The sequence below is a fragment of the Erythrobacter longus genome, assembly GCF_000715015.1.
Taxonomy (GTDB): domain Bacteria; phylum Pseudomonadota; class Alphaproteobacteria; order Sphingomonadales; family Sphingomonadaceae; genus Erythrobacter; species Erythrobacter longus.
Map to the genome: position 1 here is coordinate 563,446 of NZ_JMIW01000003.1, position 25,526 is coordinate 588,971.

The following is a 25,526-nucleotide window of genomic DNA, read 5'->3' on the forward strand; positions in this document are numbered from 1 at the left end:
GAGGAGGGGGGATATGAAACTCAACCTTGTGCTGGGAACTGCCGCGCTGACCGCTCTTGGCGGTGTGACGATGGTCTTTGCGCAAAGTGTTGATGGCTTCGATCCCAACGCGATCGAAGCGCGCGCGGATGAGTTTCGCGATGACGCACAAGCCCTATTCGACTACGCGACGACAAACAGTGAAACGCACCGCGAGGAAGCCGAGACGGTTGTCCAGGACGGTTACGCCGCGATCGAGGACCTTGACGTCTCCGAGATCGCAGGCGGTGATGGCCCATTTGATTTCGACGAAATGGTTGCTGGTGCTAAGGCTGGCATAGCGAGCCCCAAGGGCGCGCCGCTCTTTATCGCGTTTGCCAGCCTCTCCATGCCGGAAGAAGCGTTGTCGCAGATGATTGCTGACACCACCAAAGCAGGCGGTGTCGTCGTTTTCCGAGGGTTTGCAGCCGACAATCCGCAGGACTTCATCACTGGAATTCGCAATGTGGTCGACCAGGCGGGCGCAAGCAATGTGGCGATTGATCCACGTTTATTTCGGTCATTTGGTGTGGACCGTGTGCCCACCTATGTCGCGCTTTCGAGTGATTTCGAACCGTGCGACCAGCTTGATTGCGTTACCAGGCCGCCGCCGCATGATCGCATCGCGGGCAATGTCAGCGTCGCTTACGTTCTTGAGACCTTTGCCGATGCCAATGGTCCGGGCGCGCCCGTTTCGCGTCTCGCGCTGTCGAATATTCGGGGGACGCGATGAATGGCCTGCGCTTGCCTGTTGTGTGCGCTGCGCTTCTCGCGACCGGTCAGCTCGCTCATGCTCAGATGACATCCTCGGAAGCGCGCGCCGAAGGCGAAGCGCTGGGCGAGGGGGTGCGGGACAGTACGAACGATTCCATTCTTGCCTCCGGCGCTGAAGCTGAAGTGCCCACATATGGCGGCACCGACTTTCCGCACTTGGACTATGTCGAAGACCCGGTTGGCTTGAGCACAGCCGGTGAAGCGCAGCGATATCAGGAAAATTACCAAGTGGTGGTTGACCCTTATCGCACCACGTTTGATCCGGCGACGATCGACTTATCGTCCGCTCAGGCCATCGAGGCTGATCCCGATACATATCTGGGGCCGGGTGGAGGCCCAAGTGGCTCATCTGGAGCCTGCAATCCGCTCCCTCCGGGTGGCGGCGGGACCACCACGTATCTGGAAAGCTGCAATCAGGGGTCTGAGCCCTATGATGAAGCCAGGACCTGCGCGGCGCCACTCAATGTCCAGGTTACCGGACGAATAGACTATCTGCACGAGTGCACGAGCTATTCGATCTTCCACGTAAATTATATTCCTGAGGCCTGCACCTCGTTAATCACGGATGCGAATTCTCAAGGGGCAAGTTGTCGGCGTGAAAGCAGTCGCCCCGGCCCCATTATTTGCCTTCAGGGAACGATCAACGACTGCACAGAACCCGAGCCCACGACTATCGACACATTCGCTTGCGACGAGCCGCTGTCCGGTTGGGCGTATCGCGAGCGCAATACACTGTCGATCGCTAGCGAAAGCGTTGACGAGAGCATTTGTCAGAGCGCGAGGGGAAATGCGACTTGTTCGCTCGAAACCGAAGTCTGCGTCTCACCCAATGAGACGCGCAATATCAACGGTCTTGACGTCACCCGCGCCTGTTGGGAATGGGAACGCACCTATCAGTGCCAGGACGTTAATCCTGCAAACGATTGCGGCGATTTAGACGCCCGTCCCGAGTGCACATACAGCCATGATGATTGCCTGAGCTATGACGCCGACGGCGTAACCTGCAACGTCTACGACCGCTGGTACCAATGCAGCACGGGGAACACGGGCGCAGCACCGCTGCCAGCCTATGTCTGCGCAGGTGATCTCTATTGTATCGATGGAGAATGCACCAGCATCGAGCGCGAAGCCTCGACGGAGTTCAAGGACGCGATGGTCGCCATGAACGCCATGGGCGAGCTGCGCGATGAGTTCGATCCGGGCGCGCTGAAGATATTCAGCGGCGAAAACCTCAAATGCACCAAGAAGCTGTTCGGACTCTCCAACTGCTGCAGCGGGAAAGGCGTTCCGCTCCTCACACCGTTCTTGTGCAGCAGCGAAGATCGCGACGTCGACACAAAGGACGACGAAGGTCTCTGCTACAATGTCGGTACGTATTGCTCGAACAAGATCCTCGGCGTCTGCACCACCAAGAAGCAGTCCTATTGTTGCTACGGCAGCAAGCTCGTTCGCATCCTCAATGAGCAGGGCAAGGCACAGCTCGGAATGGATTGGGGCGAGCCCAAGGAGCCCGACTGCGAAGGGTTTCTGATTGCGCAGTTCCAGCAGCTCGACTTGAGCCAGATGGATTTTGCGGAAGTCTACGCCGAGTTCGTGGACGCAGCCAAGCTGCCTGATGAGATCGAGATGTCGATCCAAATCCAAGAGAAAATTGAGAATTATTACAACCTCCACGGAGGCGTTTGATCGTGCCGGGTGCCGATATCCTTGCCATTGAAAGCGGCGATCCTTTTCCGCCCGCTCAAGTGCTCGATCTTGCCGTGAGCGTCGCGATCGGCCGCGAGCTTGCAACCAGCGAGGAGGAAATGCTCGCTCTGATCAGGCAGTGGTTTTTGCGGCCCGCGAGCCGCTCCGAGCTAAGCGCCTCGCTTGCCCGGCTGCAGGGCAAGGGCTGGTTCCAGCCCTCGAGCGGTGAGGGGCTCGATTTCTGCCTCACCGAAGCCGGCGTTGATGCCGCCACGACATTGTCCGGCGGAATGATCCGCATGATCGACCGCGGCCGGGGGAATTTCAAGACGGCCTTTCTCCTCCAGATGCTCGATCTCGAAAAAGGAAAATGCCCATGAAAAAACTAGCTGTTCTCAGCCTCGCCGCGATAGCAGCGACCGTAACCGGACCCTCGCTCGCGCAGACTGTCGCGAACCAGGATCGCGATGAGTTCTATTGCGAAGAACGCAAGCTAGGGAGCTGGTTCTACTGCAACTCGGAAAAAGCGAAGCGCGAGACGCGCGAACGCGCTGCCGCAGCTGCGCCCTCGCCAGAACCGGCGATGAAGCGCATGGAGGCGATCACGCAGCAGCTCGATGAATTGAAAGCGCGGGCCATTCTTGATCCGACGCAGGACAATATCGTCAACTACATTCGCTTTCAGCGCCAGCAGCTCGATCGCGCCTCAACCTTCGCCGATGTCTGGAGCCGGGCGCTCTGGCAAAACCCGGAGCTCGATTACACGCTTCAGCGGCCTGTAGGGACGCTTGCCAAGCAAACCTGGCTCGAAGACCGGCGCGATCAGCGCACCGGCTCAATGGAAGCCCTGACGCAGCGCTACGGCGTCTTCTATTTTTACTCTTCCACTTGTTCGGCGTGCCGAACCTTTTCGCCCGTCATGCGCGCTCTGTCGGACCGGTACGGTCTGGAGGTGCTCGCGGTGTCGATGGATGGCGGCCCTAACGAGCACTTCCCGAACTTCGTGATCGACCAGGGCCAGTACCAGCGCATGGGACTGCAGGGCGGCACGGTGCCGGCGACTGTTCTCTTCGACACGCACACCGAACAGCCGATCCCGATCGGATACGGCGTCATGGCTGCTGACGATGTGATGCAGCGCATTTTCTCTCTCACCCAGCTCGAACCAGGGAGCGACTACTGATGGATCAGCAAAGTAACGGCGGCGTGGCCGCACGGATCGCAAAGTGCGCATTCTGCAGAGGAGGTGTGGCTCTCTCAGCTCTGGCCGCTGTGAGCATGGCTGCTACCCCCGTCAGCGCGAATGTTGGCGGCGAACTCAATGACTTCTTCGATGACATGGGCGCGGCGGCCAATGTCACGGGACCGGTGGCCTACCAAGGACAGCAAGCAGGCTATTATTCAGGCGGGAACATCTGGACCCGGTTTCCGCAGAAGAATGTGGACCCGGTCAATCTTCAACTCCCATCGATCAAAGCGGGTTGCGGGGGCATCGATGTATTCTCTGGCTCGTTCTCTTTCATCAACACCGATGAAATCGTAGCGATGCTCAAGGCCACCGCCAACAATGCGCTCGGCTTTGCCTTTCAGCTCGCGATCAAATCGATCAGCCCGCAGATCGCCGCGACCATCGAAGAGATGGCGCAGAAAGCCCAGCAGATGAACCAGTTCAATATGAACAGCTGCGAGGTGGCGCAGAACCTCGTTGGCGGTCTGTGGGGCAAGTCCGACCGCATGTCCTCGGAGATATGCAAATCCGTTGGCAACAGCCAGGGTCTGTTCTCCGATTGGGCGAAGAGCAGGCACGAGTGCGGTACGGGCGGCCAACGATCATCGACCATTCAAGCCAACAGCGACCCCGATATTCCGGCCGAAAGCTACAATTTCACCTGGGAGATGTTGGACGAGAGCTATCCGAGCTTCTCGGTCGAGTTTCGCGAATATCTCATGACATTCGTTGGGACGATCATCTTTTACCAGGATGGCGACCCGAGTGGGAACACGGGGTATCAGTTCGTCGGAAACGCTAACAGCGATCTTCTGACGGCGCTGCTCGATGGCGGCAGCGCGGTCGAAATCCTCGATTGCGACACGCCTGACAAGTGCCTCAATCCAACCAAGCAGACACTCACCATTTCGAGTTCTGAAGCCCTCAAACCGCGCGTTCGCACGATGATCGAGGGCATCAACACCAAGATCCGGACCAACGCTGCGCTGAACGGTGACGAGATCGGGTTGCTGGGCGCGACGACCATCCCCCTCTACAAGATCATGACGGTCAACGCCGCCGCCACGCTTGGCGGCATGACCAATAACGACATGAACGAGCTCGCCGAAGTCGTCGCGGTCGACTTGCTCGAGACGCTCGCTCAGCAGCACTACAATCTGGCGATACGCGGTGTCGGCACCTTCCAGAACGGCCAAGAAGATGCGGTCGAACAGTGGCGCGAGCAAATCGCTGTGGCCGGCGAGGTTTTGCGCGACAACTCGGAGAAGATGACCGCGCGGCTAAGCCGCACGCAGATGATCGTCGAGCGCGCGGTCTTCCTTGAAAGCACGCTGCGTAACAATCTCTCCCCGCAAATGTCGTCGGCGCTGTCTTTCAGCACCGCGCTTTCGAACCAGGGCATCCAATAAGGACGCTATGCCATGCTGGAAATCTTCACGACCGGTGGCGGTGAATACGTCGTAAACGTCTTCAATGCCGTCAGTGCATGGACCGGAGGAGGGGGCTTTCGCTCTCTGCTTACGGTCGTGATGGTGATGGGCCTCATTTACAGCCTTTTGGTTGTTGCGTTCAGCTTGAACTGGCGTGCTTGGCTCAACTGGTTCTTGGGGGCGACCTTGATGTTCGGCGCACTCATTGTTCCGACCACCACAGTGAAGGTCACCGATCGGCTTAATCCATCTCTGGCGCCCGCCACCGTCGCCAATGTTCCGGTGGGTCTCGCTCTCGTTGCATCGATCAGCTCCACGGCAGGCGACTGGCTCACGCGCACCGCCGAGACCGTCTTTGTCATGCCTAATTCGCTGCAAATGTCGAACAACGGGATCATATATGGAGCTAGGCTCTGGGACCGCACGCGGGACTTTCGGATCAAGGATCCGCGCATCAGCGCTAATCTCGACGAGTATTATCGCCAATGTCTGTTATACGATATTTTGCTTGGGTTCGAAGATTTCGACACGATCGCTAATTCTGACAATATCCTCGTCGATATGGGCCCGGGATCGCCGGCTCGCGCGATGACGCAGATCCCGGTGTCGGGACCGTCGACGATTGTCACCTGTCAGGCCGGATACACTGAATTGCAGACGGCGATGGCGGCTTACACGGAGCTTGGTCTTGAGGAAGAGGGCCGAAAAATGTTCCCCGGTCTGACGCCGGCCGCAGCCAAAGCGAAATTGGTGGCGGACATGCCGGTGATCGCGAACCACTTCCATGGAAGCTCGCAAACCGCGCAGCAAGTCTTCCAGCAGCGCTCGCTTGTCGATGCGTTCCTGCAGGCCCGCGCCAACCTGTCCGCAGCCGATGGCGACACCTTCGCTATGCTCCGTGCCGAAGAACAGGCTCGCAACACCTACAGCTCAATCGCTCAGCAAGCGATGACCTGGGTCCCGCTCCTCAACATCGTGCTCACGGTTGTGTTTTACGCGATGTTTCCGGTCATCTTCCCGCTCTTTCTCTTTCCGCGAACCGGCGTCACGGCTCTCAAAGGCTACGTTACAGGTTTCTTCTATCTCGCCGCATGGGGTCCGCTTTATGTGGTCTTGCATATGTTCATCATGGATCGTGCGGCAGACTCGCTGAACGCCACCGCGCCAGGTGCGATCACGATGGCTGGCATGGCGGGCATTGATGCCGTCAACGCGGATACGGCGACCATCGCTGGCTTCCTGATGATGTCGATCCCGTTCCTCGCCGCCGGCATGGCGCGCGGCGCGATGGCAGTGTCTTCTCAGGCGACCTCCATGCTCGCGCCCGCGCAGGCGGCGGCCGAAGCGGCGGCTGTCGAGCGCACCACCGGCAATTATTCCTACGGGAATGAGAGCTTTATGAATCTCTCAAGCTTCAATCGTCAGTCGAACCAGTGGAACACCGCGCCGTCCTACACCGGCGGTGCGATCATGATGAGCAAGGTCAACGACAACGGCACGTTCATCAAGCGAACCGCCGATGGCTCGACCGTGTTCGACACATCGCCCGGCATGAGCCGCCTTGCCTTTGGCGCGTCGCTCAGCCAGTTCAACAACGCCGAACGCCAGCAGACACTTTCCGAGTTGGAAACGGCGCGCTCGACGCTCAGCGAGGAGCGCTCGCGTGCCATTTCATTCCTTGATCGCACCTCGAGCCGTCAGACAAGCGGCGTGCGCAATTCCAGCGGAAGCGAGAACACGGCAGGGTTCCGGTCGGGCGAGAATCTGCAACGCTTCGACAATCAGTCGCTGGATTCACGGGATGGGATTATTGAGAGTGATCGGGTCACAAGCTCACAGGGCGATCAGCAGACGAGCACGGATAGGCACGAGACAACACAGTCCGGAAATGCTGGCGTTGGTGGGACCGTTGGCCGCGGTAACTCCACCGGTCGCGCAGGTCGCGGCTCCGGTGCGGGACTTAACGGCGGTGCGCAGGTCGGCATTAATGGCGGGCGGGTTCGAACGGATTCTGTGAATCGTGGAAGCGACCGTACGATCGGGCGGGGTTTCGAATCCTCGACCTCGGATAACCGTTCCAACGGGTCGAACGCCACGCAAGACGCTGGTAGCTATTCTCAGAGCGGGAGCTTCAACCGCAGCGAAGGATACTCGGACAACTCTTTCTCCAGCGAACGAGCGCTTGAGGAAGTCCGCCGCATTGACGAGCGCATTGCCGAGATCGACGAGCTATCCACCTCGCTCAGCAACAATACGTCGTCGCGCGATGGTTATGGCTCGAATGTAAACTTCGATATGAGCCAGATCGTCGCGAGCCGCTATCAAGAGAAGGCGGCCGAACTGGGCATCACGGCGCCAAGCCTCGCAAGAACGGATTACACCCCGCAGGAGCAGGCAGCCCATGAAATCGTCGCCCGCGACATCATCTCGGACTATTATGATGAGCGCGTCGCTCCCTACCGGGATCTTATCCCTGACGAAGGCAGCGTGGTTGGCAACGTATCCGGCCCGGGCCAATTCAGCGAGGCGGATCTGCGCTCCAAAACTCCTGCGCCCTCATATGGCGGACCACGCAGCCTCGTCAGCGGCTCTGCCGACGAATCTATAGGCGAGCGGATTGATGAAGGCGCGGAAGGTTTGGGTGATCGCTATGAAAGCAATGGATCGCGTTATGGCGAGCGACGTGAGGAGTTCGATCGGAGCCGCGAAGGTCTAGGTGGGGCAGACGACAGGTTCGACGAGCGCTTCTATGATCGCGATCAGCGGGAGAGAAGTCCGCTGCACAGACGCCTTCGCGGTGATGAACAGTGAGCTACTAGCTCGCCAATCCGACCAACAGGAGGATTGCCGCAATCAGCACACCGAAGCCTATCTCGAAAACACTGAGAGTAGAGAAAGTCTCGTATATGTCCTGACGATTGTCTTCTGGGAGACTACGATAACCATCATTCACCGATGCACCTTCGGACGGATCGCCGGTCCTCACCGCATATTCGACTGGCGTTTCATTTCGATGAGGATCGAAGTTATCCATCGCTTTTCTCCTACGTTTTCGTTAGCATTTAAGAGCGTGACAGGCAATAAAAGTCGTGTTTTTGCGGGAAGAATCGGGGGGCAACGCGAGACCTACTCGACCTTCGATTTGAGCGCAGTGCTAAGTTGAGGAACTCGAGGGGGCGGGACATGTCGAAAAGGCAGGCCGTTTGGACACAATGCAATCGAAGATCGATGCGACTTATATAGATTTGCGCGAGAAGATCCTGTTCGGAGAGCTTGAACCCGGCTCGCCGATGACGTTCGAGCATATTGTTCAGCATACCGGGGTCTCGGCATCCATGGCGCGCGAGCTCATCCTTTCATTGGGGGCGGGCGGGTACCTCACTCGGCGCGGAAGAGGGCATGTCGTTTCGTCATTCACCAAAGAACAGGTTGAGGAATGGCGCCTAGCGCTAGGGGCGATCGTCGAGATTGGCGCGCTGCGCCTGGCCCTTGTTGGTGGTGAAACGCTCGATGCAGCCGAGCAATTCCTCAACGCCAATGTTCGCGACCTCTCCCACAGGCAAGAGGACTTCTTCCTGGGAGCTGTCGCGTTCACTACGATCATTCTGGGGGGAAGGGGCAGCGCACTCTCACAATTGGTCGAGCAGTTCATCCCGCAGGCGTTTTTCCGCCTGCAATGGCTGTCGGATGTTTACGCTGAGCGCACGGGCTATCTGGTCGAAGCCTCCGATCGCTATCTCGAAGCCGCGCGGGCAAAGGACATGGAGGGGGTGCGGCAGGCGAGCCGCTCTTTCTTCGATGGGACCGCGCCGGCGCTGCACAAACTGGCCGATGAGATGGCTGCGGGATCATACCCGCCCAAAGACAGGCACGATGGTTTCCATACGATCGAGCCGAAAATCACCGGAGCGCCGACCTATGCCGGTAGCGCAAGGGCTATGACTCCCCTTTTAAGCCCGCTCGGCGAGCGAGAGTTCGACGCCCACCCGTTCTAAGCAGTGCTTTAACATTGGGCGGCTTCTGCGATCAGCGGCTGCGCCGGATGCACTCGCATGGCGACTGCCGCCGCAGCGCAGGTCCTGACCTCGCTCTCGCCGATGTGACCAAACATGGCCTGCGCGGACTGGACCATGCCATCCAGATGCCGCTCGTCTAGCCTGTTCGAGTGGGCATAGATCTGTGCGACGCTGGCTCGCTTTGCATATTCCTCGAGCGTGTGGCGCTCTCCAGTCGCGGCCACAACCGCCATCATCATTTTTTGGTGAGCGAGGAGGGCTGCCAGTGGTTTTCCGGACCCAGCGACGGTCTCGAACGCTCGAACCCGCTTGCGCAATTCAGGAACCGCAGGGGTACAGTTCATCGAGGAGAGCCGGACGATGGCAGTCGTTTCTATCCCCGCGAGCGCAGCCTGTTCCTCCCACAGCTGTGTCTCTGTTGGGCGATACCATTCGAACCTGGTTATGTTGGTGCGGATGAACCCGAAGCTGCGCAGCTCGCCGAAGGCATATTCACCCCAGGCAAGGTCTTTGTCTGCGGCTTTCGCCAAGGCTTCGGGGGAAGGGGTGAGCGGAATGCCTTCGCCTTGCGCAATCGCTCGCCTGAATGTCTCAATCTCGGAATCTGCAGCTTTAGCCAGTTTCTCGATGGCGACGCGGTATAGCTGATCGACTCCTTCACTCATGGTCAAATGATAGCAGCCTGGTTGCGGTCATCAATCGGGCTTGGGCCAACTGCCGCCGTTTACTTCCTGCTCGTAGTCGCTGATCCGCTTCCATTCGATTGCCGTCTCATCGAAGGTATCATTCTCCAGAATGCGCGTGCAAATTGCATCGAGCTCTTCGGCGTCCGCTGGGATGGTTCTCCTAGTCCGATAAGCGTGGACCGCCTCCACAAGGCGCTTCAAGTCGTCATACTGCCCCATTCACTGTCTTACCCACCTGTTTCATATCTCTTATTAGACTACCGCAAGTATTAAAGAAAAATACGGTCCAACATGGTATCAGGTTCCAGAGCATTCGAGATGGGAACCAATCGCATCGGAGCGACCTCGAAGCGACGTCAGATTCGACTGCATCTCCTCCCCGTGCCTGATGGGCAGGGGCGTGAGAGAAAGCCTCAAATCCCCTAAGTCGCACGAGAGCAGAAGACTTTTCGTTTTTGTCTGGCTGAGCCAACGACAAGAAATCCCGTGAGGTTCTGCGGAAACCGAGTTCTAGGTTCGCTAATTGCGCAGCACTTCCTCCAAAATGCGGACTAGGTTCAGCCGTTTGGCCGTGGGAAGTGCGTTCAGATTTTGCTGCTTCCACAAGACCGCTGGGAGGTCCTTCGCATGGGGAATATCCAAAAGCTGCCAATCAGGGTCGCCGGCTTTGAAGCCGATCAAAAATTCTCGATGCTCCTCCGGCATGCCATCGACCATTTGGGCGACGATGGCCTCGCGCGTTTCCTCGAGTGCGGCAAGCTCGATTGGCTCTTGCGTCATCCCAACCAGCCCGCGCTTGAATTCTTCTGCTAACGGTTTGCGGACCGGCGCCAGAGTTTCCGCCATGGGGCGGTTGTGGCTGATGAGATAGACAACAAAAGCCTGTCGCAGAGCATCGTCGATCCCTTCGTTGGCCAGTAGGTCTCGGACATCGAAGAGATCGCGCGGATGCTGGCGGTCAAGTGCTGCGACAATCTTGCCAGCGTAGAGATCTGCAAAGGAAACGATTTGCATTTCGGCGAAACCAAAGGCGTCCTCGACCGCCGGCGCAACGCTTCTCAAGACGGGGTCATGGACCGTTCCGCGTAGGACAGGTGTCACCTCGATTTTGATCTGGACGCCGTCAGCGCGAACGATGAGCTTGGTCAGGATTGTGTCCTGCGGGGAGGGCAGGCCTGTGACCGCCGCGCCGGGTATCTCTTGTTCGATCCGCTCTTTTATGCGGGTTAGAGAGCTGTCGATGGTTGCAAGTGAAGTCGCTCGATCCTGCACCGGAAGATAAGTCAGATCGATATCCACCGAGAGGCGGGGCAGGTCGCGGACAAAGAGATTGATTGCGGTGCCTCCCTTTAGCGCGAATACGTCCTCATCGGCGACAAACGGCATGGTGCGGATTAACAGCTCAACCTGCCGCCGATAGGACTCCGAGAAGGCCACGCGTCGCTACTCGAACAGCTCTGCTGGCAGCATAATGCCGTAGCGGGTATCGAGCTTTCCGCCCTCGACCAGCGCACGCTTTCCGGAACCAAGATCGATCTTCGAGAGGTCAAGATGTGAACGCCATGCATGGTTGTGCCGGTCAGCAAAAAAGAGAAACAAGCGCTTCACTTTCACACTGGAGCAGTTCTCAAGAAGAGGCTGCAATTTGCGTGGGCTAAGAGTGCTCATCCCCTCGAACAGCATATCGACTTGATGGAAGCTTTCATGCTTTGGCAATTCATCGAGAAGCTCGAGGGCCGCACGCTCTTTAGTCGAGTATCGTATGGGAAGCTGCATTCCGGATGCGCTGTATACGACCGGTGTCGGAAGCGGCGGCGCTTCTGCGTCTTTGGGAAACAGGCGGCGGTTGTTACGCCACTCAAATTCAGTCTCTAGGGGCAAATCGTCCAGCCATGTTGGCGGTTTTTTCGGCCCATAAAGATAGACGCGCTGGGTGACCGCCGAGATATAATGCGAATAGCCTTGTTCTTCGAGTGCGGTTCGCCCGCCGACTGTTAGTGGGAGGTCAAGCAATGACTGGAGGGAGATCACCGTCTGTTGCCAGGTGAGGTGGCCTCTTGATCTGCGATATACTCGCCGGGTCGGGCTATCGAGCCAGCCTGAGCTGAGATAATGGCTGCGCAGGGCCGACGAATAGCCCTTTGCCTCCAACCAGGCGGCATCGACCAAGAGGCCCTCAGGGAGCTCTTGCAGAAGCTGGTTTAGTTTACCGTCTGAACGCGTAGCCATATTTAGCGTTTTAGACTATAATCAAACCAATGTCGAGTTTAAAGTGAGCAGGAAACACTAAACTTGGTTTAACGAATGGCCGGTCGGGCAAACTGCAGCTGTTGCTCTCGATTGTCCATATTTTTTGGAACGCCGGGCAGAGACGCCGGTGCTTGAGATCCAGTGCGCGTCAGTAGAACCAATGTCGAGATCATGATCATTCTATCCCTTCATGTTGGCATCAGGCTCTGGGCCGGGTGCGGACTGTCCGGCTTCAGACCCTAAAAACGGGATAGCTGTCTTTCGGCACGCGATCCACCAACGACCATTAAGCAGTGCCCCAGACGTTTCGATAGTTTTCGAATTTTGGCTTGACCTCGAGCGCGGCTCACGTATTTCGATATTTCTCGAAAGGTGATGCTGGTGGACGATCTCAACTCTCAGATCTGGGCCGTGGATGCGCTTGGCGCGCTCGCCCATGAAACGCGCCTGTCGGTTTTCAGAGCTTTGGTGAAAGCGGGGGCGCAAGGCATGGTTGCGGGCGCCATTGCCGAATATTGCAGCGTACCGCCATCGACCATGTCGCATCATCTGGCGACCTTGGAACGGGCCGGGCTGGTGCATTCGGAGCGCGAAAGCCGGTTAATCCACTATCGCGCTGACTTTGCCGGGATGCGGCGCCTGCTGACATTCCTGATGCAGGATTGCTGTCAGGGCGCGCCTGAAATGTGCGGCGACTTGCTGGGTGAGTTTCAGGGCGATCTTGCCTGCCTCGCCGAACAACCCGCCAACGCTTGAGGCCGATCATGACCGACAAACCTTTCACCGTTCTCGTCCTGTGCACGGGCAACAGCGCCCGCTCGATCCTCGGCGAGGCTTTGTTCAATTACCTCGGCGGCGGCGATGTTCGCGGATTCAGTGCAGGCAGCAAGCCCAAGAGCAAACCGCATCCCGGCGCGCTCAAGCTGCTGGAGCGGCGGGGGATCGACACTGCGCCCTTCCGTTCCAAGAGCTGGGACGAGTTCTGTGGCGCAGGCAGCCCGCCAATCGACCTCGCTATCACAGTCTGCGGCAATGCGGCGGGAGAAGCGTGTCCTGTGTTTTTTGGCAGCCCGTTGCGAGCGCACTGGGGCTTGCCCGACCCCGCCGATGTTACCGGCACCGAGGCCGAGATCGATGCCGCGTTCGAGGAAACATGGCGCCTGCTGGTAATGCGGGTGAGGGCGTTTCTCGCGCTCGATCGGGCAGCGATGGACCAGCGCGCTTTGCAGGCGGCTCTCGCTGACATTGGCGCGATGGAAGGTGCCGCATGAGCGCCGAGGCATCGCCCATGGGCCTGTTCGAGCGTTACCTGTCGGTGTGGGTCTTTCTCGCCATTCTCGCAGGGCTTGGGCTTGGCCTAGTCGCACCGGATGCGGTTGGTGCCATGGCTGGGCTTGAATATGCTTCGGTCAATCTGGTGGTCGCGGTGCTGATCTGGGCGATGATCTTTCCGATGATGGTCGGCGTCGATTTCTCCAGCGTGAAGGATATCGGCCGCAAGCCCAAGGGGCTCGTCATCACGCTGGTCGTCAACTGGCTGGTCAAGCCGTTCACAATGGCAGCGTTGGCGGTGCTGTTCTTCGACTATCTCTATGCCGGGCTGATGTTGGATAGCGATGCCGACCAGTATATTGCCGGGCTCATCATCCTTGGCGCTGCGCCATGCACCGCCATGGTGTTCGTCTGGTCGCAGCTGACGCGGGGCGACCCGGCCTACACGCTTGTCCAGGTCTCGGTGAACGATCTCGTGATGATCGTCGCCTTTGCGCCTATCGTGGCGCTGCTGCTGGGCGTGACCGATATCGTGGTCCCGTGGGAGACGTTGCTTCTGTCGGTCGTGCTCTATGTCGTCATCCCGCTGGTGGCAGGAGCCATTGCCAGAGGGCAGGTCATTCGTTCACACGATGGGGACGAAGCGGCGGTCGATGCCTTTACCGCGCGGCTCAAGCCATGGTCGATCGTCGGCTTGCTGGCGACAGTTGTCCTGCTGTTCGCCTTTCAGGCAGGCACCATTATCTCCAACCCGCTGCTGATCGTGTTGATCGCAATTCCGATCATCATCCAGTCCTATAGCATTTTCGCCATCGCCTATGCTGCGGCGAAGGCATGGAAAGTGCCGCACAACATCGCCGCACCCTGCGCGCTGATCGGAACGTCAAACTTCTTCGAGTTGGCGGTGGCCGTCGCCATTGGCCTGTTCGGGCTGACCAGCGGCGCTGCGCTGGCGACCGTGGTCGGCGTGCTGGTGGAAGTCCCGGTGATGCTGTCGCTGGTGGCCTTCGCCAACCGAACGCGCGATCGCTTCCCCCCGTCCTGATTCAAGCCCTGAGATCAAGGAAGCTTTATGTCCCGTCTTCGCACCCTGTCCGACCCTGAACACTTGCCTGCGCTGCGGGCAGAGTATCTCCATCGCAATCCCGCGATTGGCCTGGGCACTATGGACCTGCCGCCGCGCATCCTGCTGCTCTATGGCTCGCTGCGGGAGCGGTCCTTTTCGCGGCTTGCGGTGGAGGAATCCGCCCGTTTGTTGCAGTTGTTCGGCTGCGAGACGCGGATCTTCGACCCGTCCGACCTGCCGCTGCCGGATCAGATTGCGGGCGATGACCATCCTGCCGTCCATGAACTGCGCGAGCATTCGCTGTGGTCGGAGGGGCAGGTCTGGTGCAGTCCCGAGCGGCACGGCCAGATGACCGGGATCATGAAGGCGCAGATCGATCACCTGCCGCTGGCTTATAAAGGCCTGCGCCCCACACAAGGCCGCACACTGGCGGTGATGCAGGTCTGCGCTGGCTCGCAAAGCTTCAACACGGTCAATACATTGCGCGTGCTGGGCCGTTGGATGCGCAAGGTCACCGTCCCCAACCAGTCATCGATGGCCAAGGCATATGAAGAATTCGACGAAGCGGGCCGGATGAAGCCGTCTGCCTATTACGACCGCATCGTTGATGTGATGGAGGAACTGGTCCGGTTCACCGTTCTTCTGCGACCGCATGCGGATCAACTGGTCGATCGGTATTCCGAACGCGTTGAACGCGATCAGCCGGTCGAAACACCAGCGGACAAAGCTGGAATTGCTTCCGAGTGAAGCGTTCTGGCGAGTAGCTCCCTATAACCAGTCTCGACCATAGGCACATGGCTGGACTTGGGCCGTTAGGCGACTGTCCGCAATTTGCACTTAAGGCTTGGAAAGTAGTCCTTCGGCAAACGACCCATTTTCGGACCTTGCAGGTCAATAGTAGCTCGGATCGAGTTCTGGCGCATGTTTCGCAAGCCATCCTAGCGCGTCTTGCACATCACCTTCCGCTACATCGTAGCAATCCTGCATTGATGAGATTTGGCCATCTTGGAAGCGCCATATGCTAGGTGCCGAAAAGTGGAGAAGAGGCAGTTCACCTAAGCGATAGACGCCCATAGCGCGTGCCTTGACCACATTTGGTTCAAACTCGCGTATGCCGACTGGAAACCACCAACGTTGGTCAAACTTGCGATCAAAGTTTGTGATAGATTTCTTGAAGCCACTGAGAACCGCATCGCTACCTTCAAGATGACACGAAAAAGGCGCGCCCGAGACGGTGTAGGTTACGTCTTTGGATAGCAGTGGCCTCAAGCTCTCCCAATCATCGCTTTCCGTCGCTGCATCAAACGCTGCTATCCATTTTTTCCATTGTTCAATCATATCAATCACTCCTTCTCGTGATTGAATTGATGGTCGAGGTAGTAGACTCAATTACCTCAATGTAATATTCGCCCACCGATGAACTTTGGCTCCAACCTAGCACGCATCCGCAGATCACGAGGATGGTCCCAAGAAGAGCTTTCTCTTCGCTCGGGAATATCCCAGCGACACGTTAGCTTCCTCGAAACCGGACGGTCTCAACCGGGTGATAAAAGCATCAGCAAGTTGTCTAGGGCATTGGCATTGAGGGGCTGGGAGCAGCGCGCACTACTTGAGCCGTTGGCACCGATGAGTGAACCTCAAACACGACAAGCGCCAGATGAAAATCTGATCAACGCAGTCATGCAACGGGCCTTTCCTTGGCCGGGATATGCTTTCAGGCCAGACGGATCACTGCTGACAGCCAACGAGACGTTGTCCAAGCTATTGGATGCGGCATCGCCGAAGCAAGATCTATGGACGGCAACGGCGCCCGAAGCAGGCCCAAACATTTATGATCTTGTCTTTCATCCGAACGGGTTACTTCGATGGATGGAGAACCCAGAAGAAGTTTTGCCTGAGACGCTTCGAAGGCTGCGAATTGAAGCCTCAAGTAGCCCGACAATACATGAAACGCTCATGCGCATTGAGAGCTATCCATCGGTTCGGTCACTTGAATCCCATGAAGTCCTGCCACCGCCAGTCTTGATCGAGCGCTACAAGCTTGGTCCAATATCTTTCTCAATTGTCTCAGTCATCTCGCATCTCGCTTCGCCCGGTGAACTTGAGATGGAGCGACTCCGCTTCGAGAGTTTCGTGCCGGCCGACGAAACGAGTGAAGAAATCCTCCGGAAGGTTTCGCGCTAGGCATGCGTCAAGCCAAATATGTTGACGTCCGCTCCCACCTACCAAACTCGGTATAGATCAGCTGCTCGATGTAGGCCGGACCTGGGCCGTTTGCGGACTGTCCGGTTTGAGCAACTGTAAACATAAAGCTGACATTTGCTCGCAGAGTTTGTGTGCCAACGCGAGGCAGCGAACTTGCGGAGAACGACCTTTATTAAGGCGTTATGTCGCGCCGCGTTCGAAGTAAGCGTCCACAAGGATAGAATTCGAGTTAGCTATCTCGGCCTGCCAAACGGTCGAGCCAACGATTACCTTCGAGCGACTCGCTGTAAGGACGGCGACTGGAAATGCCGGCAGCGCCGTCCTTTCCCCAGCGATTGTACTGTGACAGATCGTCAAGCAGCGGATCGAGCCAGTCATGGCCATGGTATTGGAATTGGCGATGTTCGCCACACCGAAATGCTTCAGTGACTTCTGGCTTATCGCCGCGATAGAACAAGAAGTTGCTAGCGTAGACCTGCGTAATAGCGTTAACTTGCTTCACCTCATTTGCGCTGAGCCGAAGGGTCACTAGCCGCGGCTCAGTCGGATATTGCATCGGAGACATGTAAATGATTGTCGCTGTCGGCAGGATCGGCAGCACCAGCTTGAGTCCGGAGTTGAGGGCGTCCTGCGATGCAGGAAAATTGTGTAGGAAGCCATCACCGGCGGTGACCTCGAGCTCGTCGCTGAAGAGGATCGCCCAGCGGCCATACATCATACGCTTGCAGTATGCATCATACAGCCCGCTCTGGTTAGCTGCTATCAGGCTCTTTTCGGCGGTCGGGTTGGCTAGGCCAAAGTTTTGGCGATAATATTCAGTGGTGCGCTTGATCGACGCGCGAATGCTTGGGCTTCGCGCAAGCAACGAGGCCGTTATACGAGCTAACTGCGTCGCGCGCTCCTCAGGTAGCGGTTGCGGCGCAATTCGTTCAACCATCGGCCGATTAGGTGCCTGAATCGCAGTTTCGAGCGTCGCCAGCCACTGCACGAAATCAGCCATTTCATTATCAGGTTTGTTGAAGATCGGTTCGAATGTCGAGTCCCAGGGACCGCCGATCTTTACATGGTGGGCATTCGTAATCGCACCGAATGCCCCAGGTGGCGCGCGGTGCACGGCTCCGTCTGGCCTGATCACTGAGACCATCCCATCACCTGCCGCCCAATGGTTGGCGAGCGTTCGCGGCCACCAATGATGTAGTTCTGTCTTGAGCGGCTTCTGTTTCATGGCTTTGCGCTGAGGGAGGTGTCAGCCGATGTCGGCACTTTGTGGATGCGGCGCAACTTGAGAATAATGCGGTGGTTCATCAACTAGATTTACGAACCTTCTTTGAAAAGTTCGAGTTCTTATTCTGAGTTTGGACGAGACTATTGCACCGTCGATGCTGCAGTACCATTTCAGGTAGATGTCTTCATCACCAACAACAGATCAGAAAGCAGAACGCAAACGCCACCATTTCGTGTCTGTGACATATCTCGAAAGTTGGGTCGACGAAATGGGCAAGCTGCAAGCCTATCGCAGCGACAACCCTGCGGAACCGCTGCACGTCGGCCCCAAGAATACCGGGTTTGAGAAATACTATTACAGCCAACTCCGCGAGGATGGCTCTCGCGATAATGACAGCTTCGAGGATCTTTTCGGCAATGTCGAAACGCGATGGCCGATGGTGCTAGAGGCGGTAGATGCTGGGGCGTTTGATCCGAACGTCCTTCATTGGCTTTACTCCATGCTCACGATGATGCGGACGAGGATTCCGGCGGCACGCGACTATAATGAGGCGCTGATGGCGCTGGAAACAAGGACTGGCTTCAAGGTACTCGCCGAAATGGGTAAGCTGCCGAACAAGCTGAAGCGTTACGAGGATGAGCTCGATACGGTTGAGGTGACCGTCAACCGGCAGCGCACACTCGGGACGATGAGTGAGGACATGCGCCGGTTCGCCGATATGACCCGGCGGCTGGGATTTGAAATTCTCAGCGACGATACCGGAACAGACTTCATCACTTCGGACAATCCAGTCGCCTATTTCGATCCCGATGATCGCGGCATCCGCAAGCCCTACATCGAGAACACAAAGGTTGAGCTCTATTTTCCGCTATCGCCGAGGCATGTCCTGCATGGCGCAAACCGGCTCAAGCGCTTCGGGCCGATACCGCGATTTCGCAAGATATCGGACCGAACGAAGGTCCACGCGATCAACCGCATTACCTCGCGTTTTGCGTATCGCCTCGCTTTTGCCGGCGACAGATCGAATGACGATCTTATTCAGCGCCACGCGGCAACATCGCCTGTGCTCGATGCAGATGTTGTGCGCAAACCCGGCAAGATCGAATACCATATCGGTCACAGGTTCGCCGCCCGGCCCGTTCTACCCAAATTCAGGCCCGAGGCGTGCGAAGATGATCTCTATGAGGAAGATTTCAGGCCATGAACGCTAAACAATGAACTCGAACAACCGACAGTCACCTTCGCCAATCTCGCGATCATTCCGCGATTTGAGCGCGGACGAAATCAAAGATCCCGAATTGTTGACAGCTCTTGCCGAGTTCGGATGGAGCGGCACATTCGATTGGCAAAAACTGCTCGAATCCGACCGCATACTCATCCTCTCCGAGGCCGGAGCGGGAAAGACACACGAATGCAAAGCGCAAGTGAGAGAACTGAGCGCGCGGGATGAGGCAGCATTCTTTTTCGCGCTCGAAGCACTCTCGAAACAGGACATCGAGTACCTTCAATCGCCCGACGAACGGGCGCGTTTTCAGGGATGGCTGCAGGACGGAAGCTCTACTGCTTACTTCTTCCTCGATTCCGTCGACGAACTGAAGCTCTCTCACGGCGACTTCCGGATCGCCCTCCGCCGCTTGCGCAAGGCAATCGACGGCCACCTTCATCGGGCAAAAGTCGTCGTCACCAGCCGTCCGCTTCCGGTCGAACTGGAAGCCTTTACCGCAGAGCTACCGATCGTTGATCCGCCGAAGGACAGAGATGTTCTCGTCGAATCCCGCGAGAGGTTCAGGGAGTTGATCAGCGGTGAAAAGCGGCGTGCAAAGCGCGACGCAGAGCAGGACGAAAGGCACGGAAAGTCCCGCAAACGCAAGCGCACGGTTGCCTTGATGCCGTTGTCCAACGAACAGATTTCGCAGTTGATATCCGGGCAGCGCATTGCCGATGCGGAAAAGTTGCTGGCAGCAATCGAGGGAAAGCGCGCCTGGGATCTCGCTCGCCGACCGCAAGAACTAATCGAGATATGCTCCTATTGGCGCCAGCACGGAGAACTGGGCAATCGTGCTCAACAAGTTGCCGAGGATATCCGAAGCAAGCTGGAAGAAAAGGGCGACAGAAAAAGACACACCAAACTGTCGGCTGAGCGCGCCCAAGAGGGCGCGGAAAGACTGGCGCTTGGGATCATCTTGACCCGCAAGAAAACCATTCGCGTTTCCGACCTGTCACTCGATGATATCGAACACGAAGCGGCGCTCGACCCGGCAGTGGTTTTGCCCGATTGGTCTGAACCCGATCGCGAAGAACTCCTGATGCGTCCTCTTTTCGGTTTCGCAAGTTACGGGCGCGTGCGCTTCCACCATCGTTCCGCTACTGAATTTCTTGCCGCGCAAAGGCTCTACAAGCTGGTTAGTGAAGGTCTGATGCCGATCCGCGCCTTGTACCGGCTGATCTTTGGCGAGCTATATGACGAGAAAGTGGTTTTCCCGTCCATGCGGGCCGTGGCGGCTTGGCTGTCGTTGTGGAATGATGATGTGCGATCCGACTTGATCGCCCGCGAGCCGGAAGCCCTGATGGATGACGGTGATCCGGAGAGCTTTTCGATCGAAGCGCGAAATGCAATCCTTTCCGCTTTCGCTGTCCGATACAAGCAAAGCGACTGGCGAGGCGTTCGGGTACCATATCCGCAGGTCATGCGGTTTGCGGCACCGGAACTGTCGCCCACCGTGCGCAAGTTATGGCAAGCCGGCACCGAAAGTCCTGAAGTCAGGGAACTATTGGTCGACTTGATCAAGACCGCGCGGATGACCGATTGCCGCGACATTGCTCTTGCCGTCGCATATGATGCCAGCGCCTATATCGGAGATCGCTGCACGGCGATCCGGGCAATCGCAGACATGAGCGAAACTGGTTCGATCGGAGAACTGGTTGGTTCGCTAATTGATCCAGATGCCGATTGGCCGTCATCGGTCAAAAGCGGCGTAATCGACGCGATGTTTCCCAAGCATATGTCGATCGCACAATTCTGCGCTCTTCTGAGTCAGATAGATGTCGAGAAGCGCCAGATTGGCGGTCTCGAGTGGCAATTGCCACATTTGTTCCATGAGGTCAGCTTGGACGATGGCGCACTGCCGGAGCTGCGGCGTTCCATTGCGAGTCTGATCCAATCGGGGATAGAGCAAACCGAGCACTGGCCGCACTACGCCAGCGAGTTTCAGCACCTGTCGTCGGGTCTGGCGGTCCTGTGCAAGCGGGAGCTGGAAACCGGAAAACTGCCAACCGCCGATCTGATACGCTCCATAGTGCTCTCGGCACGATTCAAACAATCAGAATATGGCGATGAAAAACCCACCGATGAGCTGATGCACAAGATCCGCACCAGTGGATCGGAGGTTCGGAAACTGGTTTTCATAGCCGAGAGCGCGCTTTGCTTGGTGGTTCTCCCGACCGATGATCCGGAAAAACACGCTATGCACATATGGCGAGACTGCTTGCTCGGAAATCTCCAAACCGACGATTTCTCGTGGCTGGTCGAGCTTGCCAGCGACGAGGCGCTTCCTTTCTTAACTGCCGATGCGGCGTTTTGGGATGCCCTCAAGTTCTGTTGGGACAAAGGGATTCCGGTCGAGGACCATGTCGAGAAGCTACGCGAACTGGTGGCCGACAATGAGTGGCGGCAGCAAGCGCTGGAAAGGAGGATTACTCCTCCAAAACGCGACCGAGAAGAGGAAGCACGAGAGGCGAAATGGGCGCAAGAGGATGCCGAGCGCGAAGCGAAACGGCAGAGGGACATTGCGAGCTGGGAAGACTGGCGCGAAGAAGTATTGCGCGATCCCGAGCCGACCTTTCCGCCGGATAAGCTCAAGCAGACGGTATGGGATTTTTGGTATGTCCTGGAACGCGACGATCACGAACTCACCCAGCGTACGCTCTGGAACAAAACCACAATCGCCGATATTTTCAGCGCGGAAATAGCTGATCGCGTCGAACAAGCGTTTCGCGACTATTGGCGTACACTCACGATCCCGCTGCGTAGCGAGCGTAAAGAGGATGAGCGTAACACCATTTGGTCGCACTGGATCATGGGCCTTGCCGGCGTTTACGCCGAGGCTACAACCGGAGAAGACTGGACCGAGCGGCTGACCAGCAAAGAAGCCAAGATCGCTGCCCGTTATGCCCCACTGGAACTCAACGGCGTGCCGTCTTGGACTACCGACCTCGTCAAAAGGTGGCCGGATGAGGTCGATCGCATCTTGGGCACCGAACTGACCGATCAACTCAACGACGCCGCTAGCTTCACCTTCCCCGATCTGCTCTCTGATTTTGCGAATGCAGACGAAGTCGTGCAGCGATTTTTTGCACCGCGCGTCTGGGATTGGCTTTCAACAACCGACTGTTCCTTTTCCGATGAAAGCGAGCAGAACAGCATATATGAGCACCTCAACCGGGCGATCGACCTGCGGCTTCGACATGGGCAAGGGCACGCAGATGAAGAACTGGCAGCACTGGCAATTCGTCATCTGCACGCCGGTCTGGATCAGCCGTTCGCGCTACTTTGGGTAAACGCGCTGCTCCGTATAGCGCCGGAATCCGGCATAGACGCAATCGAATTGGGTCTGGCTAAGCTGGACGGCGAAAAGCGGTACGAGTTTTGCGAAAACCTGTTCGCCGGAATCGGAGAACAGCGCAACGTGCGATTTGCTCCGAATCTGGACAGCGATGCCTATTCACCCGAGTTGCTGCATAAACTCCTTCGGCTCGCCTATACCGAAATCGATCGCAAGAATGACATAGATCGTGTTGGCGGTGGCACCTACAGCCCGACCGCCCGCGACGATGCGCAGCGTGGGCGCGATGCGGTCTTACTCTCGCTGCTGAATCAGGACGGGCCTACAGCCTGGAAGATCAAGCTCGCCATGCGCGATGACCCGCTGTTCACCCATTTTCGAGACCGCATCCATCAACTGGCGCGCGAAACGGCGGCAGCGGAAGCGGAGGGGCCACCGCTGCTCGATAGCGAACTGACCAATCTCGATAAGTATGGCGAAGCGCCTCCTGCTGACCGCGACGGGATGTTCGCATTGATGATGGATCGCCTGAGCGATCTTGAGCACGATATTACTGCGCATGAGTTCTCCGACCGCCCGGTGTTGGCCGGCATCGATCAGGAGGCGGAAATGCAGGTCTATCTTGCAAAGCGTCTGCAGGAACGCGCCAACAACGCCTATCGGATCGATCGTGAGGCAATGGTTGTCGATTCCAAGGAAACCGATATTCGGTTATTGTCCGTCCGCAGCGAACAGCAGGCTGTCATCGAGGTGAAGCTCGGTAACAACGGATATTCTGTGAAGGATTTGATATCGGCGCTCGAAGGCCAGCTGGTCGGAAAATATATGCAGCATGACAATTGCCGCGCAGGATGCCTGCTCATCACCTTGGCGCAGGACCGGCACTGGAAACACCCGGATACTGGAAAAATGTTGTCGTTCGAAGAGCTGCTCAGTTTCTTAAGCCAAAAAGCCGAGGCACTGTCCGACCGAATGGGTCATGCAATCAGGGTCGCGGTTTTCGGCTTGGATTTTCGTCCTTAGACCTACCTGGGAGAGCAAATGGGCGTATTACGCTTGCGCAGAGACGCCATCGTCCAGTTCAGGTGAAACGTCGGCTTTTGGAGATTTGGTGACGACTCGCCGATGTCTGGAATTGGGGCGCGAAGCAGACATAGAAGTGGGGTCATGGTCCTAATAAGCTATGCTGCTTCGCTCCAGCGGCTTGGCGAGATTTAGAAACGGTTCGTCGCAGATGGGGGTACAGTTGGGGGTATCGCCCCGACTGAAGAGTGGAAAAGCATGCAATAACTGATGCTTATTAGGGTAATGCGTGTCCCTCCTCCGCTACCAAATATTGCATTTGGCCGACATTCAATCTGTTTGTTCGCTTTAGCCAAACCGCAGGCAGCGTGCATCTAGCGTTTGCCAAGCTGGTACTCATACAGCGAGGAGACCGAGGTGATCTCTTCGTTCAGCATTTCGAGATAGGGAGCGGGCGTGAAATCGAGCTCGATCTCCCGGTTCCCGTACAGGCTGACGACCCTTGCATCAGGGCCTTCCGAACCGGCGAGCAGCACGAGCGGGCTGCCGGGTGGGACATTGCCCTTGGCGATCACCTGTAGGTTCCACGTGGTGTTATAGCGACCATGGCCAGGGTTCCAGTATCCGGCACCTCCAGCCTTGAATAGGTCATACATCGGCTTGCCATCGTCGGTGATCTGGTCAGCGACGACGTGCACTGTGATCCGGTCATACAGATTTTGATGGTTCGCCCCTGCGTGTTGGTCAAGAGTGGGCTGATGCCAAGCGACCGAGTCTTTGTAGACCGACTTTGTCGCCTGAGTGTTGAAACTGAATGTGTGCTCGGTCGGATTGAAAACTGTCAGTTCTTCAACCAACACATTATGCACATTACCAATATGCACACCGTAATGGGCCTTGTGTTTGCCATCGGTAACGACATTCGCAATCGTCACGTTCGCGGCGTCATCGGTGAGTATGCCTGCATCCGCGTCGCTGATGCGTACATTGCGGACCCAACCGTTGTGCACACCGGTGAAATATATTCCGTTATAGCCCGCTTCATTATGGTGACCAAAATAGGGGTTTTCCGGAAAGGTCAGGGCCAGGTCCTGAATGCCGACATTGGAAAGGTGGTCCCAGCGCGCAAAATAGGCCGGTAGCTGATTATTTATGTCATGCAGCAATGGATCGGCAATTGTTACGCGATTGCCGTCAATGGCCTCGATCCGCGTTGCCTGACGCACCAGCGGACGATCAGGCATTTCCCAATGCCGGCTCCCGACCTTCAAATCGGTATCGCCATAAAGCGATTTGATGAGCGCCCCGTCCGGGCCTTGACGATTGTGCCAATGAATTTGCAGCACGTCGCCCACGTTCAGCTGATCGGGGTTTGCCACCGTGACCTCACGCGTGAACTGAGTTCCTTGGCTGATCGAGCTGACAGTCTCAATCGGTCGGTCGTAGCTCTCTTTGTAGGTGGCATGCCGACCGCCAGGATAGCGAACCCATATGAAGCCGGCGCTCCAGCTGTATTCCGAGAAAAGCACGTTGAGATTTGCATCCGGTTGCCGCTCGTATTTGTCTTCTTCAGCCAAGTATTCCCTGACCTCTTTGAGCGCGCCGCCGTCATCCATCTGGTTGAGTGGGCGGGGCATGTAGAGCTGCGTCCCACCGTCGTCTGAACCGATGCCGGACAAGACAATGCCGCTTTTCTCGATCCATAAAATCTCGCTTAGAATGTAGCGACCTTGCTGCAACTGGACGCGGACTGGCCCGGCCATTTCATGCGCTGCGGCGAGCGCTGCCTTGAGGGCTACGCTATCGTCCTTACCATCATCGGGAATTGCCCCGTAGTCTGCGACATCAAGGACGTTGTCGACTGCAGGTATAGGCTGAACGCCAAAGCCATATCCGGCAAAGGAAAAGTCGGGAAGCGGGTATTGCGCCTCGGTTTTCTGATCACCAAGAATTCGGGGTATTTCTTGCGCGACCAAGGGCGCGCCACAGGCCAACAGGGCCATTGGGGCGCAGCTTAAACTCTTGATAAAAATACGTAAACCCAACATCCTACTCACCCTTTTGAACGCTCTTACTATCTTTTTC

General features: G+C 57.1%; 22 protein-coding genes and 1 pseudogene. 15 read left to right on the forward strand and 8 right to left on the reverse strand.

Annotation, left to right across the window (positions count from 1 at the left end; all coding sequences use genetic code 11):
* Positions 1 to 13 precede the first annotated feature (13 nt).
* The 6 genes from trbC to EH31_RS09860 are packed head-to-tail and all read left to right on the forward strand — an operon-like array spanning position 14 to position 7,947.
* Positions 14 to 751, forward strand: coding sequence for a type-F conjugative transfer system pilin assembly protein TrbC (gene trbC / locus EH31_RS09835; protein ID WP_034959977.1), 738 nt, complete (start codon positions 14 to 16; stop codon positions 749 to 751).
* Complete coding sequence (locus EH31_RS09840) at positions 748 to 2,478, forward strand: conjugal transfer protein TraN (protein ID WP_034959978.1); 1,731 nt, start codon at positions 748 to 750, stop codon at positions 2,476 to 2,478. The genes trbC and EH31_RS09840 overlap by 4 nt, the downstream gene beginning before the upstream one ends.
* Before the next feature lie 2 nt (positions 2,479 to 2,480).
* A complete protein-coding gene (locus EH31_RS09845; protein WP_152553527.1) occupies positions 2,481 to 2,858 on the forward strand; it encodes a hypothetical protein in 378 nt (125 codons plus the stop codon).
* Entirely contained in the window at positions 2,855 to 3,661 is an 807-nt protein-coding gene (locus EH31_RS09850; protein WP_034959980.1) for a conjugal transfer protein TraF, read from the forward strand. Before EH31_RS09845 ends, EH31_RS09850 begins: the two co-directional genes overlap by 4 nt.
* Complete coding sequence (locus EH31_RS09855; RefSeq protein ID WP_081853325.1) at positions 3,661 to 5,115, forward strand: conjugal transfer protein TraH; 1,455 nt, start codon at positions 3,661 to 3,663, stop codon at positions 5,113 to 5,115. The genes EH31_RS09850 and EH31_RS09855 overlap by 1 nt, the downstream gene beginning before the upstream one ends.
* A 12-nt stretch (positions 5,116 to 5,127) precedes the next feature.
* Entirely contained in the window at positions 5,128 to 7,947 is a 2,820-nt protein-coding gene (locus tag EH31_RS09860) for a conjugal transfer protein TraG N-terminal domain-containing protein (RefSeq protein WP_051699130.1), read from the forward strand.
* 4 nt (positions 7,948 to 7,951) lie between these two features.
* On the opposite strand, the gene EH31_RS09865 is transcribed toward EH31_RS09860, so the two are convergent.
* Positions 7,952 to 8,170 carry a hypothetical protein gene (locus tag EH31_RS09865; RefSeq protein WP_034959981.1) on the reverse strand — a complete coding sequence of 73 codons (219 nt, stop codon included), beginning with the start codon at positions 8,168 to 8,170 and terminating at the stop codon, positions 7,952 to 7,954.
* A 178-nt stretch (positions 8,171 to 8,348) separates the two neighbouring features.
* Between EH31_RS09865 and EH31_RS09870 the strand changes: the two genes are divergently transcribed.
* Positions 8,349 to 9,131, forward strand: coding sequence for a GntR family transcriptional regulator (locus tag EH31_RS09870; RefSeq protein WP_034959982.1), 783 nt, complete (start codon positions 8,349 to 8,351; stop codon positions 9,129 to 9,131).
* A gap of 8 nt (positions 9,132 to 9,139) precedes the next feature.
* On the opposite strand, the gene EH31_RS09875 is transcribed toward EH31_RS09870, so the two are convergent.
* From EH31_RS09875 to EH31_RS09890, 4 genes are all read right to left on the reverse strand, one after another.
* Positions 9,140 to 9,817, reverse strand: a complete 678-nt coding sequence (locus EH31_RS09875) for a hypothetical protein (RefSeq protein ID WP_034959983.1) — start codon at positions 9,815 to 9,817, stop codon at positions 9,140 to 9,142.
* 30 nt (positions 9,818 to 9,847) lie between these two features.
* Complete coding sequence (locus EH31_RS09880; RefSeq protein ID WP_034959984.1) at positions 9,848 to 10,057, reverse strand: hypothetical protein; 210 nt, start codon at positions 10,055 to 10,057, stop codon at positions 9,848 to 9,850.
* A 300-nt stretch (positions 10,058 to 10,357) separates the two neighbouring features.
* On the reverse strand, positions 10,358 to 11,275 hold the full coding sequence (locus EH31_RS09885) for a nucleotidyl transferase AbiEii/AbiGii toxin family protein (protein WP_034959985.1): 918 nt from the start codon (positions 11,273 to 11,275) through the stop codon (positions 10,358 to 10,360).
* A gap of 6 nt (positions 11,276 to 11,281) precedes the next feature.
* Positions 11,282 to 12,067: a type IV toxin-antitoxin system AbiEi family antitoxin gene (locus EH31_RS09890; protein WP_081853326.1), complete on the reverse strand. Its 786-nt coding sequence runs from the start codon at positions 12,065 to 12,067 to the stop codon at positions 11,282 to 11,284.
* A gap of 396 nt (positions 12,068 to 12,463) precedes the next feature.
* Here EH31_RS09890 and EH31_RS09895 point away from each other — a divergent pair, with 396 nt between their 5' ends.
* Genes EH31_RS09895 through arsH form a run of 4 tightly spaced genes read left to right on the forward strand, consistent with a single transcriptional unit; the run spans position 12,464 to position 15,173 of the window.
* Positions 12,464 to 12,844, forward strand: coding sequence for an ArsR/SmtB family transcription factor (locus tag EH31_RS09895; protein ID WP_034959986.1), 381 nt, complete (start codon positions 12,464 to 12,466; stop codon positions 12,842 to 12,844).
* An 8-nt stretch (positions 12,845 to 12,852) separates the two neighbouring features.
* Positions 12,853 to 13,359, forward strand: coding sequence for an arsenate reductase ArsC (locus EH31_RS09900; protein ID WP_034959987.1), 507 nt, complete (start codon positions 12,853 to 12,855; stop codon positions 13,357 to 13,359).
* Positions 13,356 to 14,405, forward strand: a complete 1,050-nt coding sequence (gene arsB, locus EH31_RS09905; RefSeq protein WP_241765889.1) for an ACR3 family arsenite efflux transporter — start codon at positions 13,356 to 13,358, stop codon at positions 14,403 to 14,405. Before EH31_RS09900 ends, arsB begins: the two co-directional genes overlap by 4 nt.
* A 27-nt stretch (positions 14,406 to 14,432) precedes the next feature.
* Positions 14,433 to 15,173, forward strand: a complete 741-nt coding sequence (gene arsH, locus EH31_RS09910; protein ID WP_034959988.1) for an arsenical resistance protein ArsH — start codon at positions 14,433 to 14,435, stop codon at positions 15,171 to 15,173.
* 144 nt (positions 15,174 to 15,317) lie between these two features.
* Here the strand turns inward: arsH and EH31_RS09915 are convergent, their stop codons facing one another.
* Positions 15,318 to 15,764 (reverse strand): nuclear transport factor 2 family protein, encoded by a 447-nt coding sequence (locus tag EH31_RS09915; protein WP_034959989.1) that lies wholly within the window; start codon positions 15,762 to 15,764, stop codon positions 15,318 to 15,320.
* A gap of 78 nt (positions 15,765 to 15,842) precedes the next feature.
* Between EH31_RS09915 and EH31_RS17965 the strand changes: the two are divergent.
* Both EH31_RS17965 and EH31_RS09920 read left to right on the forward strand, forming a co-directional pair.
* Positions 15,843 to 15,992, forward strand: a pseudogene (locus tag EH31_RS17965) (helix-turn-helix domain-containing protein); the annotation flags it as partial.
* Positions 15,993 to 16,052: 60 nt separating this feature from the next.
* Positions 16,053 to 16,610, forward strand: a complete 558-nt coding sequence (locus EH31_RS09920; protein ID WP_034959990.1) for an MmyB family transcriptional regulator — start codon at positions 16,053 to 16,055, stop codon at positions 16,608 to 16,610.
* 250 nt (positions 16,611 to 16,860) lie between these two features.
* On the opposite strand, the gene EH31_RS09925 is transcribed toward EH31_RS09920, so the two are convergent.
* Positions 16,861 to 17,856: a hypothetical protein gene (locus EH31_RS09925; RefSeq protein ID WP_152553528.1), complete on the reverse strand. Its 996-nt coding sequence runs from the start codon at positions 17,854 to 17,856 to the stop codon at positions 16,861 to 16,863.
* A gap of 178 nt (positions 17,857 to 18,034) precedes the next feature.
* On the opposite strand from EH31_RS09925, the gene EH31_RS09930 reads away from it, so the two are divergent.
* Entirely contained in the window at positions 18,035 to 19,060 is a 1,026-nt protein-coding gene (locus tag EH31_RS09930) for a DUF4238 domain-containing protein (protein WP_034959994.1), read from the forward strand.
* 10 nt (positions 19,061 to 19,070) lie between these two features.
* Positions 19,071 to 23,441, forward strand: a complete 4,371-nt coding sequence (locus tag EH31_RS09935; RefSeq protein WP_034959995.1) for an NACHT domain-containing protein — start codon at positions 19,071 to 19,073, stop codon at positions 23,439 to 23,441.
* 374 nt (positions 23,442 to 23,815) lie between these two features.
* Here EH31_RS09935 and EH31_RS09940 read toward each other — a convergent pair whose 3' ends face one another.
* Complete coding sequence (locus EH31_RS09940) at positions 23,816 to 25,444, reverse strand: right-handed parallel beta-helix repeat-containing protein (protein ID WP_034959996.1); 1,629 nt, start codon at positions 25,442 to 25,444, stop codon at positions 23,816 to 23,818.
* Positions 25,445 to 25,526: the final 82 nt, after the last annotated feature.

Excerpts from the sequence above, each read along its gene's own strand:
- trbC (WP_034959977.1), top strand. The coding sequence starts at position 14 with ATGAAACTCAACCTTGTGCTGGGAACTGCCGCGCTGACCGCTCTTGGC.
- EH31_RS09840 (WP_034959978.1), top strand. The coding sequence starts at position 748 with ATGAATGGCCTGCGCTTGCCTGTTGTGTGCGCTGCGCTTCTCGCGACC.
- EH31_RS09850 (WP_034959980.1), top strand. The coding sequence starts at position 2,855 with ATGAAAAAACTAGCTGTTCTCAGCCTCGCCGCGATAGCAGCGACCGTA.
- EH31_RS09855 (WP_081853325.1), top strand. The coding sequence starts at position 3,661 with ATGGATCAGCAAAGTAACGGCGGCGTGGCCGCACGGATCGCAAAGTGC.
- EH31_RS09860 (WP_051699130.1), top strand. The coding sequence starts at position 5,128 with ATGCTGGAAATCTTCACGACCGGTGGCGGTGAATACGTCGTAAACGTC.
- EH31_RS09865 (WP_034959981.1), bottom strand. The coding sequence starts at position 8,170 with ATGGATAACTTCGATCCTCATCGAAATGAAACGCCAGTCGAATATGCG.
- EH31_RS09870 (WP_034959982.1), top strand. The coding sequence starts at position 8,349 with ATGCAATCGAAGATCGATGCGACTTATATAGATTTGCGCGAGAAGATC.
- EH31_RS09875 (WP_034959983.1), bottom strand. The coding sequence starts at position 9,817 with ATGAGTGAAGGAGTCGATCAGCTATACCGCGTCGCCATCGAGAAACTG.
- EH31_RS09880 (WP_034959984.1), bottom strand. The coding sequence starts at position 10,057 with ATGGGGCAGTATGACGACTTGAAGCGCCTTGTGGAGGCGGTCCACGCT.
- EH31_RS09890 (WP_081853326.1), bottom strand. The coding sequence starts at position 12,067 with ATGGCTACGCGTTCAGACGGTAAACTAAACCAGCTTCTGCAAGAGCTC.
- EH31_RS09895 (WP_034959986.1), top strand. The coding sequence starts at position 12,464 with ATGCTGGTGGACGATCTCAACTCTCAGATCTGGGCCGTGGATGCGCTT.
- EH31_RS09900 (WP_034959987.1), top strand. The coding sequence starts at position 12,853 with ATGACCGACAAACCTTTCACCGTTCTCGTCCTGTGCACGGGCAACAGC.
- arsB (WP_241765889.1), top strand. The coding sequence starts at position 13,356 with ATGAGCGCCGAGGCATCGCCCATGGGCCTGTTCGAGCGTTACCTGTCG.
- arsH (WP_034959988.1), top strand. The coding sequence starts at position 14,433 with ATGTCCCGTCTTCGCACCCTGTCCGACCCTGAACACTTGCCTGCGCTG.
- EH31_RS09915 (WP_034959989.1), bottom strand. The coding sequence starts at position 15,764 with ATGATTGAACAATGGAAAAAATGGATAGCAGCGTTTGATGCAGCGACG.
- EH31_RS09920 (WP_034959990.1), top strand. The coding sequence starts at position 16,053 with ATGAGTGAACCTCAAACACGACAAGCGCCAGATGAAAATCTGATCAAC.
- EH31_RS09925 (WP_152553528.1), bottom strand. The coding sequence starts at position 17,856 with ATGAAACAGAAGCCGCTCAAGACAGAACTACATCATTGGTGGCCGCGA.
- EH31_RS09930 (WP_034959994.1), top strand. The coding sequence starts at position 18,035 with ATGTCTTCATCACCAACAACAGATCAGAAAGCAGAACGCAAACGCCAC.
- EH31_RS09935 (WP_034959995.1), top strand. The coding sequence starts at position 19,071 with ATGAACTCGAACAACCGACAGTCACCTTCGCCAATCTCGCGATCATTC.
- EH31_RS09940 (WP_034959996.1), bottom strand. The coding sequence starts at position 25,444 with ATGGCCCTGTTGGCCTGTGGCGCGCCCTTGGTCGCGCAAGAAATACCC.